The sequence below is a fragment of the Streptomyces sp. cmx-18-6 genome (assembly GCF_046548915.1).
Taxonomy (GTDB): domain Bacteria; phylum Actinomycetota; class Actinomycetes; order Streptomycetales; family Streptomycetaceae; genus Streptomyces.
Map to the genome: position 1 here is coordinate 369118 of NZ_JAEBEP010000005.1, position 14049 is coordinate 383166.

Here is a 14049-nt window from a genome sequence, read left to right on the forward strand (position 1 = left end):
AGGGGCCCCGAAGGGCCCCTCGGTCCGCGTCTGTTCCTCAGCGCTCCGGCAGCGGGTACACCGCCAGCGAGAACGAGTGGCCCGCCGGGTCCCCGTACACCCGGACGTCACGCGGACCGCTGTTGCTGTCCCCGGTGTCGACGGGCCTGGCCCCGAGCCCGATCGCCTCCCGTTCCGCCTCGTCGATGTCCTCGCTGCTCACCAGGATCCGCAGATGAGCCTGCTGGGAGTCCTCCGGGCGCGGCCAGCTCGGCGGTGCGTAGCCGTGGTCCCGGCGGATCGCCAGCCGGACGCCGTCGTTGCCGACGATCTCCACGAAGTCGGGGTCGGAGCCGATCCGGACCTCCGCGTCGAGCAGACCGGCGTAGAACTCGGCCAGCTCGATGGGTTCGGCGCAGTCAAGGACGAGAACGCTCGTTTTCTCCACAGTCATGCGGGAACAGGTACCCCCGGCCGGCCCGGACACGCCGTGCCCGGGCCGCCACACCGTCCGGGGCCGGGTGCGGCCGGGTGCTTGACGACCCGTGCACCCCGGAAGTTCTGGATGGTCCGGATCTTTCGGATATCCCGCATGTTCCGCATGTTCCGGATGTTCCGGATGAGGAAACACTCGGCGCGACCTAAGGTGCGAACCATGGCACAGAGCGCGGCGCGATCCGGTCCGGCCGGACGCGACGCCGCCCCCGGCGACCCCGACCCCCGGCGCTGGAAGGCGCTCGCGGTCTGCCTGGTGGCGGGCTTCATGACCCTGCTGGACGTCTCCATCGTCAACGTGGCCCTCCCCTCCATCCGCGAGGGCCTGAACACCCCCGAGTCCGACCTCCAATGGGTCCTCTCCGGTTACGCCCTCGCCTTCGGCCTCTTCCTGATCCCCTCGGGCCGCCTCGGCGACGCGCGCGGACGCCGGGCCGTCTTCATGGCGGGGCTCGCCCTGTTCACCCTGGCGTCCGCCGCCTGCGGAGCCGCCCAGTCCAGCATGTGGCTGGTGATCGCCCGACTGGTCCAGGGCATCGCGGGCGGGCTGATCTCGCCGCAGATCTCCGCGCTGATCCAGCAGATGTTCTCCGGGCGCGAGCGCGGCCGGGCCTTCGGCATGTTCGGCACCGTCGTCGGGATCTCGACCGCCGTGGGCCCGCTGCTCGGCGGCCTGCTCATCCAGGCGGCGGGCCCCGACCACGGCTGGCGCTGGGTCTTCTACGTCAACCTCCCCCTCGGCGTCCTCTGCCTCCTGCTGGCCCGCCGCCTGATCCCGGACACCCCCTCCGCGGGCCGGGTCCGGCCGCGCGACCTGGACCCGGTCGGCGTCATCCTCCTGGGCGCGGGCGTGCTGGCCCTGCTGCTGCCGTTCGTCCAGGCCCAGCAGTGGCCCGGCAACGGCAAGTGGCTGCTCGTCGTCCTCGCCGCCGCCCTGCTCGGGGCCTTCGTCGCCTGGGAGGCGCGGTGCACGGGCGGCCCCACCCACCCGGTGCTGGACCTCTCGCTGTTCCGGCTGCGGTCCTACTGGCTGGGGTGCCTGCTGATCCTGCTCTACTTCGCCGGGTTCACCTCGATCTTCTTCGTCACGACCCTCTACCTCCAGTCGGGCCTGGACTACTCCGCGCTCCAGGCCGGACTGGCCGTCACCCCCTTCGCCCTCGGTTCCGGCGTCGCCGCGTCGATCGGCGGCCGGCTCGTCGGGCGCTTCGGCCGCCCGCTGGTGGTGGCCGGCCTCACGATGGTCGCCCTCGGCCTCGCCGGCACCGCCCTCGCCGTCCACTGGGTCCCCGGCAGCGGCGCGGGCTGGGCGATGGCCGCGCCGCTGCTCCTCGCCGGGCTCGGCAGCGGTCTGGTGATCGCCCCGAACCAGACGCTGACCCTGGCCGAAGTCCCCGTACCCCGGGCCGGAAGCGCCGGGGGCACCCTCCAGACCGGGCAGCGGGTCGGCTCGGCGGTCGGGATCGCGGCCGTGGGGGCGGTGTTCTTCGCCCAGGTCGGCCCCGAGGGCTGGGCCGACGCCTACGACCACGGCCTGATCGTGTCGGTCGCCTTCGTCCTGGCCGCGCTGATCGTGGCCCTGGCCGACGTCGGAGCCGACCGGCGGGGCAGACGACGTGCACGGAAAGAACACCCCGACCCTTCGAGGAGCGCGGCATGAACGACACAGCGGCGGACAGCGCCGGGAGCGACGGCAACACCTCCTACGGCCACAAGCCGTTCAAGCGGTCCCGCAGCCACTTCGCGGACCGCATCACCGAGGACGGCCGGGACGGCTGGCCCGTCGAGGCGGGCCGCTACCGTCTCGTCGTCAGCCGGGCCTGCCCCTGGGCCAGTCGCTCCCTGGTCTCCCGCCGCCTCCTGGGCCTGGAGGACGCCCTCCCCCTCGCCGTCACCGACCCCATCCAGGACGACCGCAGCTGGCGCTTCACCCTCGACCCCGGCGGCGAGGACCCGGTGCTCGGCATCCGCTACCTGAGCGAGGCATACGACGCCCGGGAGCACGACTACCCCGGCGGCGTCAGCGTCCCCGCCGTCGTCGACGTACCGAGCGGGCGGCTGGTCACCAACGACTACCAGCAGATCACCCTGGACCTCGCCACCGAGTGGACCGCCCTGCACCGCCCCGGCGCGCCCGACCTCTACCCCGAGCCGCTGCGCGCGGAGATCGACGAGGTCATGGAGGGCATCTACCGGGACGTCAACAACGGCGTCTACAAGGCCGGGTTCGCCAGCGGCCAGCAGGAGTACGACGAGGCGTACGAGGCCCTCTTCGCCCGCCTCGACCAGGTCTCCGCCCGCCTCGCGGACCGCCGCTACCTGGTCGGCGACACCATCACCGAGGCCGACATCCGCCTCTTCACCACCCTGGTCCGCTTCGACGCGGTCTACCACGGCCACTTCAAGTGCAACCGTACGAAGATCACCGAGGACCCCGTCCTGTGGGCGTACGTCCGCGACCTCTACCAGACCCCCGGGTTCGGGGACACCGTCGACTTCGACCACATCAAGCGCCACTACTACCAGGTGCACACGGGCATCAACCCGACCGGCATCGTCCCCCTCGGCCCCGATCTCTCCGGCTGGACCGCCCCGCACCACCGCGAGCAGCTCGGCGGCCGCCCGTTCGGGGACGGCACGCCGCCGGGACCCGTACGGGAGGACGAACGGGTCACGCCGGCCGACCGGGTCTGACCCGCGGCCCGCTCAGCTCACCCGGGGCGGCTGCGGCGCGAGCGTCTCGGTGGCCAGGGAGGAGCGGGCCAGCACCACGCAGCCCGCGGCGATCAGCCCCAGCCCGGCCAGTTCCGGCAGCAGCCACCAGCCGGTCCGCAGCTCCTCCGCGAAGAGCGTCACCCCGTACAGGATGCTGATCAGCGCGTCCCCGAGCGTCAGCATCGGCTGAACGGCCACCAGGCTGCCCGCCTGGAGGGCGTTCTGAAGGAGGAACAGCGCGCCCACCCCGGCCGCCGCCGTCGCGTACAGCTGCCAGGACGCCAGCAGCGCGACGGCCCCGCCGCCCGGGCCCAGGTGCGCCATCGCGTCCTTCATCAGGGCCGCCGTCAGCGCGTAGCCGCAGGCGGCGGCCAGCCCCAGCAGAGCGGCCCGGGCGTTGCCGCGCACCCGCAGCGCGGCGACGATCAGCGCCGCCTCGAAGGCCCCGGTCAGCAGGAGCGTCGGGACCCAGTCCGCACCCCGTACGGAGTCGGCGCCGTCGACCGGCGCGGCCGACGCGAGCCCGACCGCGAGACCGACGGTCACCGCCGCGACGCCGTACCAGAGGGTGCGCGGCGCGCGGACCCGCATCATCCATCCGGCCAGCAGCAGCGTCGCGGGCAGCTCGATGACGAAGATCGGCTGCACCACCGAGATCGGCCCGGTCGCCAGCGCCACCGCCTGGCAGACGGCCGCCACGATCACCAGCGCGATCCCGGCCAGCCACACCTTCTGGCGTACCAGATGACCGATCAGGGAAAGGCGCATCGACTCGCTGTCGGGCGCCTTCATCGCCGCCCGGCGCTGGAGCACCGAGGCGGAACCGTTGCTGAGAGCGGTCAGGACGGCGAAGAGGACACTGATCACCGGTTCATCATGGAGCGGGCGGGGAAGGGGCGCGCGGCTCGTGGGGCCGGTGGGCCTAACCGCCGTACTCCCACGGGCGCGGACCGTCGCTGTCGGCAAACGCCGGCGGCGTACGGAAGCACCGGCGGCGTCGGGGAAGCGCCGGCGGGCACGGGAGGCGCGGGTGGCGTGGAGGAAGCGCCGGTGGGGCACGGAAAGCGCCGTGGCATTACCGGAACCGCCCGTGGGGCACGGAAAGCGCCGGTGGCGTAAGGAAAGCGCCGGTAGCGTACGGGCCATGGCCGCGAAGACGCACCGCACCGCCGCGCACCCCGCCGTCCTCACCACCCGGGCGCTGAACCGGGCGACCCTGGACCGCCAGCTCCTGCTGCGCCGGTCCGGGATGTCCGCCGAGGACGCCGTCACTCACCTCCTCGGGCTCCAGGCGCAGAACACCAAACCGCCGTACTACCAGCTCTACTCCCGGCTGACGGACTTCGACCCCGGTGAGCTGTCCGTCCTGATGGAGTCCCGGAAGGCGGTCCGGATCGTCACCCTCCGCTCCACCCTCCACACCCATACGGCGGAGGACGCGCTGACCCTGCGTCCGTTGGTGCAGGCGGCCCGCGACCGGGAGCTCAAGGTGTTCCGCGGCCGGCTGGACGGGGTGGACCTGGACGCGCTCGCCGCCTTCAGCCGGGAACTCGTCGAGGAACGCCCGCGCCCGGTGAAGGAGTTGCGCGAGGCGCTGCTCGGCCGGTGGCCCGACGCCGACCCGCTCGCCCTCACCGTGGCCGCCCGGTGCCTGCTTCCGCTGGTCCAGGTCACCCCGCGCGGGCTGTGGGAGCGCAGCGGGCAGGTCGCCCTGACCACGGTGGAGCACTGGCTCGGCCGGCCCGCCGAGCCGGCCCCCGCGCCCGACGCCACCGTCCTGCGCTACCTGAACGCCTTCGGCCCCGCCTCCGTCAAGGACATGCAGCGCTGGGCGGGGATCACCCGGCTCAAGGAGGTCTTCGAGCGGCTGCGGCCCGAGCTCCTGACCTTCCGCGACGAGAACGGCGTCGAACTGTTCGACCTCCCCGACGCCCCGCGCCCCGACCCCGACACCCCGGCCCCGCCGCGCTTCCTGCCCGAGTTCGACAACGTGCTCCTCGGCCACGACGACCGCTCGCGCGTCATCGCGGAGGTGAACAAGGGGCGCAACGGGGTGGGCAACCAGACGTACGGCAGCGTCCTGGTCGACGGGTTCCTCGAGGCGGTCTGGCAGGTCGAGCGGGACGGGGAAGCGGCGACCCTGACCGTGCAGCCGCTGCGCACGCTACGGGGCGGTGAGCGGACGGAGATCACCGAGGAGGCGGCGCGGATGCTGTCGGTGATGACGGACGCGACCTCGTACGACGTCCGGTTCGGGACATTCCTGGACTTCGGGGACTGAGGGGCCCGCCGCTCTCCCGTTGGGTTCGGGGGGCTGAGGGGCCTGGCGCTTTCCCGTTGGTTTCGGGGACTGAGGGGCCGGCGCTCTCTCACCGGTTTCGGGGGCTGGGGGCTCGGCCCGCTCCCACCGGCTTGAGGGCCGAGGGGCCGGACGCCCCCAATCGGCCCCGGGGACGGAGAGGCCGGCGCGTCCACGGCGGGGTCAGGGCAGCAGCCCCGCCCGCCGTGCCGCCACCACCGCCTCCAGCCGGGTGTGCGCCCCCAACTTCCGCATGGCCGAGCGCAGATACCCCTTCACGGTCTCCGGCCGCAGCCCCAGCTGACGGGCCGCCGCCGCGTTCGTCGCGCCCGCCGCCACGCACGCCACGACGTCCACCTCGCGGGGCGCGAGCCGCACCTCCCGGGCCGCCTGGGCCCGCGCCCCGGACGCCGACGCGAGGCGGTCGCACACGTCGCGCAACTCGTCCCGGAGCGCCGGGTCGAGCACGCGCGGCACCAGCGCGCGGAGCTCCCGATGCGCTTCCCGTACGCCTTCCCAGGCGCCCGGGGCCGTGCCCGGACCGGCCGCCTGCTCCCGGGTGAGGAGGAGCAGACGCCGCACCTCGTCGCGGACCGCGAGCTCCTGCTCCACGTCCCGGGCCGCCGCGACCGCCGCGTCGAAGGTACGGTCCCCGAGGCTCACCGGCGTACGCAACGCCCCGTACAGCACGCCCCGCACCCGCCGCCGTACGACGACGGGCACCGCGACGACCGAGCGCAGCCCCTCCGCCGCGACCGCCGTGTCGTACTCGTGGCTGATGTGGCGCGAGGAGGTGTAGTCCGTCACGGCGCAGGGGCGGGCGAGCGCCATGGCCTTGCCGCCGAGGCCGCTTCCGGCCGAGATGACCAGGCCGCGCAACGCGCCGGTCTGCGCCCCGGTCAGCTCGGAGATCCGTGCGTGGCGCGCGTCGGACAGCAGGCCGCCGAACGCCACCGGCAGCCCGCTCGTGCGGCGCAGCCCCGACAGCGCCGCCCGCATCTCGACCGCATCGACCGGTTCCGGCACTTCGACGCCTCTCCTCCCGGCCCGCGCCACCCTCCCTCGCGCGAGGGAGCGAGCCACCCCCGTGCGGGGGTGGTGAGACCTGGGTCACTCTCTCCATGATGTTAAGCGAACGGTCGGGGCCGCAATGAGGAGGACACATGCCGGCAACCAGTGCGACGGAGACGTTCCGGGCCGCGCGGGACTTCCTGCTGGAGCACCGCGAGGACTACCGCACCGCGTACGGGGGCTTCCGCTGGCCCCGGCCCGACCACTTCAACTGGGCGCTGGACTGGTTCGACGTCATCGCCGAGAACAACGAGCGCACCGCCCTGCACATCGTCGAGGAGGACGGCCGGCGCACGGAGGTCTCCTTCGCCGCGATGTCCGAGCGCTCCGACCGGGTCGCCAACTGGCTGAAGGCGCAGGGGGTCCGGGAGGGCGACCGCGTCCTGGTGATGCTCGGGAACCAGACGGAGCTGTGGGAGACCGCGCTCGCCGCGATGAAGCTGCGCGCCGTGATCATCCCCGCGACCCCGCTGCTCGGCCCCGCCGACCTGCGCGACCGGGTGGAGCGCGGCCGGGTGCGCCATGTGCTCGTACGGGACGCGGACACCGGGAAGTTCGACGAGGTGCCGGGCTCCTACACCCGGATCGCGGTGGGCGAGGAGGTGGCGGGCTGGCGGCCGTACGCGGAGTCGGCCGACGCCTCCGCAGGCTTCACGCCCGACCGGGAGACCGAGGCCGACGAGCCGCTGATGCTCTACTTCACCTCCGGCACCACCGCCCGCCCCAAACTGGTCGAGCACACCCATGTGTCCTACCCGGTGGGCCACTTGTCGACGATGTACTGGATCGGACTGCGGCCCGGCGACGTCCACCTCAACATCTCCTCGCCCGGCTGGGCCAAGCACGCCTGGTCGAACCTCTTCGCCCCGTGGACCGCCGAGGCCACCGTCTTCATCTTCAACTACACCCGCTTCGACGCCGCCCGGCTGATGGCGGAGATGGACCGCTCGGGCGTCACCAGCTTCTGCGCGCCGCCCACCGTGTGGCGGATGCTCATCCAGGCCGACCTGAGCCGGCTGAAGGTCCCGCCGCGCGAAGTCGTCGCGGCGGGGGAGCCGTTGAACCCGGAGGTCATCGAGAAGGTCCGGCGGCAGTGGGGCCTGACCATCCGGGACGGCTTCGGCCAGACGGAGAGCGCCGTCCAGGTCGCCAACACTCCCGGCCAACCCATCAAGACCGGCTCCATGGGCCGCCCGTGCCCCGGCTTCACCGTCGAACTGCTGGACCCCGTCACCGGCCGGCCGGGCGCGCGGGAGGGCGAGATCTCCCTCGACCTGGCGGACCGCCCGGTCGGCCTGATGACCGGCTACCACGGCGATCCGGACCGCACCGCCGAGGCGATGGCGGGCGGCTACTACCGCACGGGCGACATCGCGGCGCGCGACGAGGACGGCTACATCACGTTCGTGGGGCGCAGGGACGAGGTGTTCAAGTCCTCGGACTACAAGGTGTCGCCCTTCGAGCTGGAGAGCGCCCTGCTGGAGCACGAAGCGGTCGCCGAGGCCGCCGTCGTGCCCGCCCCCGACCCGCTGCGGCTCGCCGTCCCGAAGGCGTACATCGTGCTGGCGGAGGGCTGGGAGCCGGGCCCGGAGACCGCGAAGGTCCTCTTCGAGCACTCGCGGGCGGTCCTCGCCCCGTACAAACGCATCCGCAGACTGGAGTTCGCGGAGCTGCCGAAGACGGTCTCCGGCAAGATCCGCCGCATCGAGCTGCGCGAGCGGACGGCCCTGGGCTCCGGCGCGGAGTACGACGAGGGAGACCTGAAGTGAGCGACCTGTCCTACGAGCATGGGCCCGGCCCCGGCTCCTCCGCGTCCGGTGCCGATTCTCACGCGCCCGGTGCCGACTCCTACGCGCACGGCACCGGCGAAACCGCCCTCCTCGGGGACACCATCGGCCGGAACCTGGACCGGGCGATCGTCGCGCACGGTGACCGCGAGGCGCTGGTCGACGTGGTCTCCGGCCGCCGCTGGACGTACGGGGAGCTCGGCGCGGATGTCGACGAACTGGCCCGCGCCCTGATGGCGTCGGGCGTGGAGAAGGGAGACCGGGTCGGGATCTGGGCGGTCAACTGCCCCGAGTGGGTGCTCGTCCAGTACGCCACCGCCCGCATCGGCGCCGTCATGGTCACCGTCAACCCCGCCTACCGCGCCCACGAGCTGGAGTTCGTCCTGAAGCAGGCCGGGATCTCCCTGCTCATCGCCTCCCTCGCCCACCGCACCAGCGACTACCGCGCGCTCGTCGGCCAGGTCCGCGCCGACTGCCCGGCCCTGCGCGCCGTCCACTACATCGGCGACCCGTCCTGGGCCGAGCTGACCGCGACCGCACCGAGGGTCACATCCGAGGAACTGGCCGCCCGGCAGGCGGAGTTGTCCTGTGACGACCCGGTCAACATCCAGTACACCTCGGGCACCACCGGATTCCCCAAGGGGGCGACCCTCTCCCACCACAACATCCTCAACAACGGCTACTTCGTCGGGGAGATGATCAGCTACACAGAGGCCGACCGGGTCTGTCTGCCGGTGCCGTTCTACCACTGCTTCGGCATGGTCATGGGCAACCTCGCCATCACCTCGCACGGCGCGTGCATCGTGATCCCGGGCCCGTCCTTCGAACCGGCGGCCGTCCTCGCCGCAGTCCAGCAGGAGCGCTGCACCTCGCTCTACGGCGTCCCCACCATGTTCATCGCGGAGCTGAACCTGCCGGACTTCGCCCGCTACGACCTCTCCTCGCTGCGCACCGGGATCATGGCCGGGTCCCCCTGCCCGGTCGAGGTGATGAAGCGGGTGGTCGCGGAGATGCACATGGCCGAAATCTCCATCTGCTACGGGATGACGGAGACTTCGCCCGTCTCCACCCAGACCCGCCGCGACGACGACCTGGAGCGCCGCACCGGCACGGTGGGCCGCGTGCTGCCGCACGTCGAGGTCAAGGTCGTCGACCCGGCGACCGGCGTCACCCTGCCGCGCGGCAGCGCGGGCGAACTGCGCACCCGGGGCTACAGCGTGATGCTGGGCTACTGGGACCAGCCCGACCGGACGGCCGAGGTGATCGACGAGGGCCGCTGGATGCACACCGGGGACCTCGCGGTGATGCGCGAGGACGGATACGTCCAAGTCGTCGGCCGGATCAAGGACATGATCATCCGAGGCGGCGAGAACGTGTACCCGAGGGAGATCGAGGAGTTCCTGCACGGCCATCCGAAGGTCGCCGATGTCCAGGTGGTCGGCGTCCCCGACGAGCGGTACGGCGAGGAGATCCTCGCCTGTGTCATCCCCCGGGACCCGGCCGATCCGCCGGTCCTGGAGGAGATCACCGCGTACTGCCGGGAGCGGCTGGCCCACTACAAGATCCCGCGCAGGCTGCGGGTCCTCGACTCGTTCCCGATGACGGTGAGCGGGAAGGTCCGCAAGATCGAGCTGCGGGAGGGGTATGGCGAATGAGCGGCGACCTGAGGGGGTGACCGCTCAGGGGGCCGGGCCGGGCGATCCGGGCCGGGCGATCCGGACGGGGCGATCGGGACGGGGCGATCGGGACGGGGCGATCGGGACGGGGTGGTCCGGACGGGGGCGATCCGGACGGGGCGATCCGGGGGAGGCGCCTCGCGTGAGGTGGTGCTCGCGAGGCGCCCGGGTCAGGCGGCTTCGATGATGTCGCCGCCGGCCCGGGTCGCCGCCGCCCACTCGATGAGCAGCACCTCATAGGTCGCGGACTCCATGGCGGACCAGTCCTGGCCCGCACGCGAGTCGACGAGCGCGCGGATCGCCTCGTTCGCCAGGGCGGCGGACGCGACGGCGGGTGACACCGTATGACGTGGAGTTAAATCCATGCCCTTAGCTTAGAGGGCGCCACCGACAGCGACCGTCGCCGAGGGCCGGGCGGGCAGGAGGTCGCGGCGCATGCAGACCCGTGGCCAGCGGTCCAGGCCGTGTTGGGCCTCTTCCCCGCGGATGGTGCGCAGCCCCTCGGTGAGTTCGTCCTCGGGCAGGACCCGGAAGCCGATGCGCGTGTAGTACGGGGCGTTCCACGGGACGTCGGTGAAGGTGGTCAGGGTGAGCGCGGGGAACCCCTGTCCGGTGGCGAGCGAGGCGAGGTGCGCGATGAGGGCGCGGCCGATGCCCCGGCGGGCCGCCACCGGGTCCACCGAGATCTGCTCGATGTGCAGGGCCCCGTCGACCGGGTCGGCGATCATATAGCCGAGCGGCCGGTCGCCGGCGGCGGAGAGGGGGTCGGCGGCCACCCAGCACCGTCCCGCCCGCCGGTAGTTCTCCAGCAGGTCGAGCGGGGGCGGATCGTCGTCGGCCACGGCGTTCATGCCCAGGGTGCGGAAGGGTTCCCCTGCGGCGCGCTCGATGTCCTGGAGGACCGGGAGATCGGAGCGTCTGGCGGAGCGGATGCGCATGTACTCAGTGTGCCGCGCCGGGCGGGGCACCGGTACGGGGTGGCCTGAAAAAGCCCCCGGGGAACGGTCCGCCGCTCAGGCCCCGGTGCTGACCAGCTCGTCCGCCGGGCTGTTCACCGGCTGCGGCGCGCCCGTGAGGTCCATGACGAAGAGCGGAAGGCCGACACCGTCCGCCCGGGCCCGCGCATCGGCCTCGTACCCCGCCAGGGCGAAGAACACCCCGGCCGCCGACGCGCCCAGGGCGTTCAGCCAGAGGCACTCCACCGCGCGCAGCGGCACCGGCCGGGTCGAGGCGTCGACCTGGGCGACGAGTCCGGTGGCCCGCAGGTCGATCCCGGCGGCGTGCCGGATCGGGGGCCTGGCGACCTCGCGGTAGCCGAGCCAGGTCAGATACAGGGCGGCCGCGCTCACCGCGTCATGGCCCGTACGGATCGTCCGCGGCCGGAACGAGGGGCGCGGGTGGGCGGCGGTGCGCGGCAGCGGGATGTGCGCCGGGGCGACGGGTCCGGGCGGCGGCTCGGGCTCGCCCACCGGCCGCACCGGTATCCGCAGCAGCGTCCCGCACGGGCAGCACAGCTCCGGCTGCGGCCACTGGTCCTCCCGTTCGCAGGAGGCGCAGCGGACGGTGACCCAGTCCTCGTCCCACGTACGCCGGGTGACCCGGATGGGCGGGGCGTCGTCCAGCAGGGGCGGGGCGGTGGGCGCGCCGCACGGGCACGGGTAGGCCGGTGCGACGTAGGCATGGTCCCGGCAGCAGACCGGGCACCGTACCGGCACGGACTCCACGTTCGTCTCCCTCCGGCACGGGAGCACGCGGTGCGGCTGCGCTCCGTGCCTGGTTCGTCACCCCATCGTCCACCAGGAGCGAGGTTCTGGGGAGGGAATCGGCGTACTTCGTCCCGGACTTCGTCCCGTACTCCGTCCGGTCCTTCGGGAGGGCCGGCACCGCACCGCCCCTCCTCCTGGTCGACGCCGGTCGACGGCCGCGCGCTCTTGACGGCGATCGCACCGCGTTTTAGATTGATTCCGTATAGCAGAACTAAATTTCCGCAATACGGAATTGGTGCTCTCAGGTGGCGCGACAGAGCCCGACTCCACCAATCCCGAGCAGGAGCACTCAATGCCTCGTATGACCGCTGCCCGTGCGGCAGTCGAGATCCTCAAGCGCGAAGGCGTCAGCAACGCGTTCGGTGTGCCGGGTGCGGCGATCAACCCGTTCTACGCGGCGCTCAAGGCGGCCGGCGGGGTCCAGCACACGCTGGCCCGGCACGTCGAGGGCGCCTCCCACATGGCCGAGGGCTACACCCGGGCCAAGGCCGGCAACATCGGCGTCTGCATCGGCACATCGGGCCCGGCGGGCACCGACATGATCACCGGTCTGTACTCCGCCATCGCCGACTCCATCCCGATCCTCTGCATCACCGGCCAGGCCCCCACCGCCGTGCTGCACAAGGAGGACTTCCAGGCCGTCGACATCGCCTCGATCGCCAAGCCGGTCACCAAGGCGGCGACCACCGTCCTGGAGGCCGCGCAGGTCCCCGGCGTCTTCCAGCAGGCATTCCACCTGATGCGCACCGGCCGCCCCGGCCCGGTCCTCATCGATCTGCCGATCGACGTCCAGCTCACCGAGATCGAGTTCGACCCCGAGCTGTACGAGCCCCTCCCGGTGCACAAGCCCGCCGCCTCCCGCAAGCAGATCGAGCGGGCCCTCGAGCTGCTGAACGCCTCGGAGCGGCCCCTGCTCGTCGCGGGCGGCGGCATCATCAACGCCGACGCCTCCGAACTCCTGGTGGAGTTCGCCGAGCTGACCGGCGTCCCGGTCATCCCGACCCTGATGGGCTGGGGCATCCTCCCCGACGACCACGCGCTGAACGCCGGCATGGTGGGCCTCCAGACCTCCCACCGCTACGGCAACGCGAACTTCCTGGAGTCCGACTTCGTCCTCGGCATCGGCAACCGCTGGGCCAACCGCCACACCGGCAAGCTGGACGTCTACACCCAGGGCCGCACCTTCGTCCACGTCGACATCGAGCCCACCCAGCTCGGCAAGATCTTCGCCCCCGACCTCGGCATCGCCTCCGACGCCAAGGCCGCGCTGGAGCTCTTCGTCGAGGTGGCGCGGGAGTTGAAGGCCGCGGGCAGGCTCAAGGACCGTACGGCCTGGGCCGCCTCCACCCAGGAGCGCAAGGCCACCCTCCAGCGCCGCACCCACTTCGACAACGTGCCGCTGAAGCCGCAGCGCGTGTACGAGGAGATGAACCGGGCGTTCGGCCCCGAGACCCGTTACGTCACCACCATCGGGCTCTCCCAGATCGCCGGCGCGCAGATGCTGCACGTCTACAGGCCGCGCCACTGGATCAACTGCGGCCAGGCGGGCCCCCTCGGCTGGACGATCCCGGCCGCGCTGGGCGTCGCCACCGCCGACCCGGAGGGCACGGTCGTCGCGCTCTCCGGTGACTACGACTTCCAGTTCATGCTGGAGGAGCTGGCCGTGGGCGCGCAGCACCGCATTCCGTACGTCCATGTCCTGGTGAACAACTCCTACCTGGGGCTCATCCGGCAGGCGCAGCGCAACTTCGACATCGACTTCCAGGTCAACCTGGAGTTCGAGAACCTCAACTCCCCGGAGCTGGGCGTCTACGGCGTCGACCACGTCAAGGTCGTCGAGGGCCTGGGCTGCAAGGCGATCCGGGTCACCGAGCCGGACCAGTTGCTGCCGGCGTTCGAGGAGGCGAAGAAGCTCGCGGCGGAGTTCCGGGTGCCGGTCGTCGTGGAGGCGATCCTGGAGCGGGTCACCAACATCGCGATGAGCGGCAGTGACATCGCGTCGGTCAACGAGTTCGAGGACATCGCCACGGATCCGTCCCACGCGCCGACCGCGATCCGCCCGCTGACGGTGTCCTGACGGCCCCGCCCCGAGCAGGCCCCCGCCCCGGATTCCTCTCCGGGCCGGGGGCCTTCGCACGCCCAGCCGGTCCAGGGCGTCCACCACAGCCCGTCCGGCGTTTGAGGACGGAACCGTCGCGATGATGGGGCCGTACTCCTCGGGCAGGGCTCACGCCAGGAGGCGGCCGACACCCCGTCCAGGG

The 14049-nt window shown here is 72.4% G+C and carries 12 protein-coding genes; 6 read left to right on the forward strand and 6 right to left on the reverse strand.

Annotated features, from left to right (window positions below):
* Positions 1-37: 37 nt before the first annotated feature.
* Positions 38-433: a VOC family protein gene (locus ACLJPL_RS14750; RefSeq protein ID WP_411081270.1), complete on the reverse strand. Its 396-nt coding sequence runs from the start codon at positions 431-433 to the stop codon at positions 38-40.
* Positions 434-634: 201 nt separating this feature from the next.
* Here ACLJPL_RS14750 and ACLJPL_RS14755 point away from each other — a divergent pair, with 201 nt between their 5' ends.
* Together ACLJPL_RS14755 and ACLJPL_RS14760 are read left to right on the forward strand one after the other, a co-directional pair.
* Positions 635-2134 (forward strand): MFS transporter, encoded by a 1500-nt coding sequence (locus ACLJPL_RS14755; protein ID WP_411081271.1) that lies wholly within the window; start codon positions 635-637, stop codon positions 2132-2134.
* Positions 2131-3168, forward strand: a complete 1038-nt coding sequence (locus ACLJPL_RS14760; protein WP_411081272.1) for a glutathione S-transferase family protein — start codon at positions 2131-2133, stop codon at positions 3166-3168. Before ACLJPL_RS14755 ends, ACLJPL_RS14760 begins: the two co-directional genes overlap by 4 nt.
* Positions 3169-3180: 12 nt before the next feature.
* Here the strand turns inward: ACLJPL_RS14760 and ACLJPL_RS14765 are convergent, their stop codons facing one another.
* Positions 3181-4056, reverse strand: coding sequence for a DMT family transporter (locus tag ACLJPL_RS14765; RefSeq protein ID WP_411081273.1), 876 nt, complete (start codon positions 4054-4056; stop codon positions 3181-3183).
* A gap of 277 nt (positions 4057-4333) precedes the next feature.
* On the opposite strand from ACLJPL_RS14765, the gene ACLJPL_RS14770 reads away from it, so the two are divergent.
* On the forward strand, positions 4334-5470 hold the full coding sequence (locus ACLJPL_RS14770) for a winged helix DNA-binding domain-containing protein (RefSeq protein ID WP_411081274.1): 1137 nt from the start codon (positions 4334-4336) through the stop codon (positions 5468-5470).
* A 201-nt stretch (positions 5471-5671) separates the two neighbouring features.
* On the opposite strand, the gene ACLJPL_RS14775 is transcribed toward ACLJPL_RS14770, so the two are convergent.
* Positions 5672-6514 carry a response regulator transcription factor gene (locus tag ACLJPL_RS14775; protein WP_411081275.1) on the reverse strand — a complete coding sequence of 281 codons (843 nt, stop codon included), beginning with the start codon at positions 6512-6514 and terminating at the stop codon, positions 5672-5674.
* A gap of 137 nt (positions 6515-6651) precedes the next feature.
* On the opposite strand from ACLJPL_RS14775, the gene ACLJPL_RS14780 reads away from it, so the two are divergent.
* A complete protein-coding gene (locus ACLJPL_RS14780) occupies positions 6652-8328 on the forward strand; it encodes an AMP-binding protein (protein WP_411081276.1) in 1677 nt (558 codons plus the stop codon).
* 122 nt (positions 8329-8450) lie between these two features.
* Positions 8451-10001, forward strand: coding sequence for an AMP-binding protein (locus tag ACLJPL_RS14785; protein WP_411081420.1), 1551 nt, complete (start codon positions 8451-8453; stop codon positions 9999-10001).
* A 191-nt stretch (positions 10002-10192) separates the two neighbouring features.
* Here the strand turns inward: ACLJPL_RS14785 and ACLJPL_RS14790 are convergent, their stop codons facing one another.
* From ACLJPL_RS14790 to ACLJPL_RS14800, 3 genes are all read right to left on the reverse strand, one after another.
* Positions 10193-10387 carry a hypothetical protein gene (locus tag ACLJPL_RS14790; RefSeq protein ID WP_411081277.1) on the reverse strand — a complete coding sequence of 65 codons (195 nt, stop codon included), beginning with the start codon at positions 10385-10387 and terminating at the stop codon, positions 10193-10195.
* A 9-nt stretch (positions 10388-10396) separates the two neighbouring features.
* Positions 10397-10960, reverse strand: a complete 564-nt coding sequence (locus ACLJPL_RS14795) for a GNAT family N-acetyltransferase (protein ID WP_411081278.1) — start codon at positions 10958-10960, stop codon at positions 10397-10399.
* A gap of 75 nt (positions 10961-11035) precedes the next feature.
* Positions 11036-11746, reverse strand: coding sequence for a hypothetical protein (locus ACLJPL_RS14800; RefSeq protein WP_411081279.1), 711 nt, complete (start codon positions 11744-11746; stop codon positions 11036-11038).
* Between the two features lie 334 nt (positions 11747-12080).
* Here ACLJPL_RS14800 and gcl point away from each other — a divergent pair, with 334 nt between their 5' ends.
* Positions 12081-13865, forward strand: coding sequence for a glyoxylate carboligase (gene gcl, locus ACLJPL_RS14805; protein ID WP_411081280.1), 1785 nt, complete (start codon positions 12081-12083; stop codon positions 13863-13865).
* Positions 13866-14049: the final 184 nt, after the last annotated feature.

Bases quoted from the DNA above. Each gene is read 5' to 3' on its own strand.
- ACLJPL_RS14760 (WP_411081272.1), top strand. From the start codon at position 2,131: ATGAACGACACAGCGGCGGACAGCGCCGGGAGCGACGGCAACACCTCC.
- ACLJPL_RS14780 (WP_411081276.1), top strand. From the start codon at position 6,652: ATGCCGGCAACCAGTGCGACGGAGACGTTCCGGGCCGCGCGGGACTTC.
- ACLJPL_RS14770 (WP_411081274.1), top strand. From the start codon at position 4,334: ATGGCCGCGAAGACGCACCGCACCGCCGCGCACCCCGCCGTCCTCACC.
- ACLJPL_RS14750 (WP_411081270.1), bottom strand. From the start codon at position 433: ATGACTGTGGAGAAAACGAGCGTTCTCGTCCTTGACTGCGCCGAACCC.
- gcl (WP_411081280.1), top strand. From the start codon at position 12,081: ATGCCTCGTATGACCGCTGCCCGTGCGGCAGTCGAGATCCTCAAGCGC.
- ACLJPL_RS14755 (WP_411081271.1), top strand. From the start codon at position 635: ATGGCACAGAGCGCGGCGCGATCCGGTCCGGCCGGACGCGACGCCGCC.
- ACLJPL_RS14795 (WP_411081278.1), bottom strand. From the start codon at position 10,960: ATGCGCATCCGCTCCGCCAGACGCTCCGATCTCCCGGTCCTCCAGGAC.
- ACLJPL_RS14790 (WP_411081277.1), bottom strand. From the start codon at position 10,387: ATGGATTTAACTCCACGTCATACGGTGTCACCCGCCGTCGCGTCCGCC.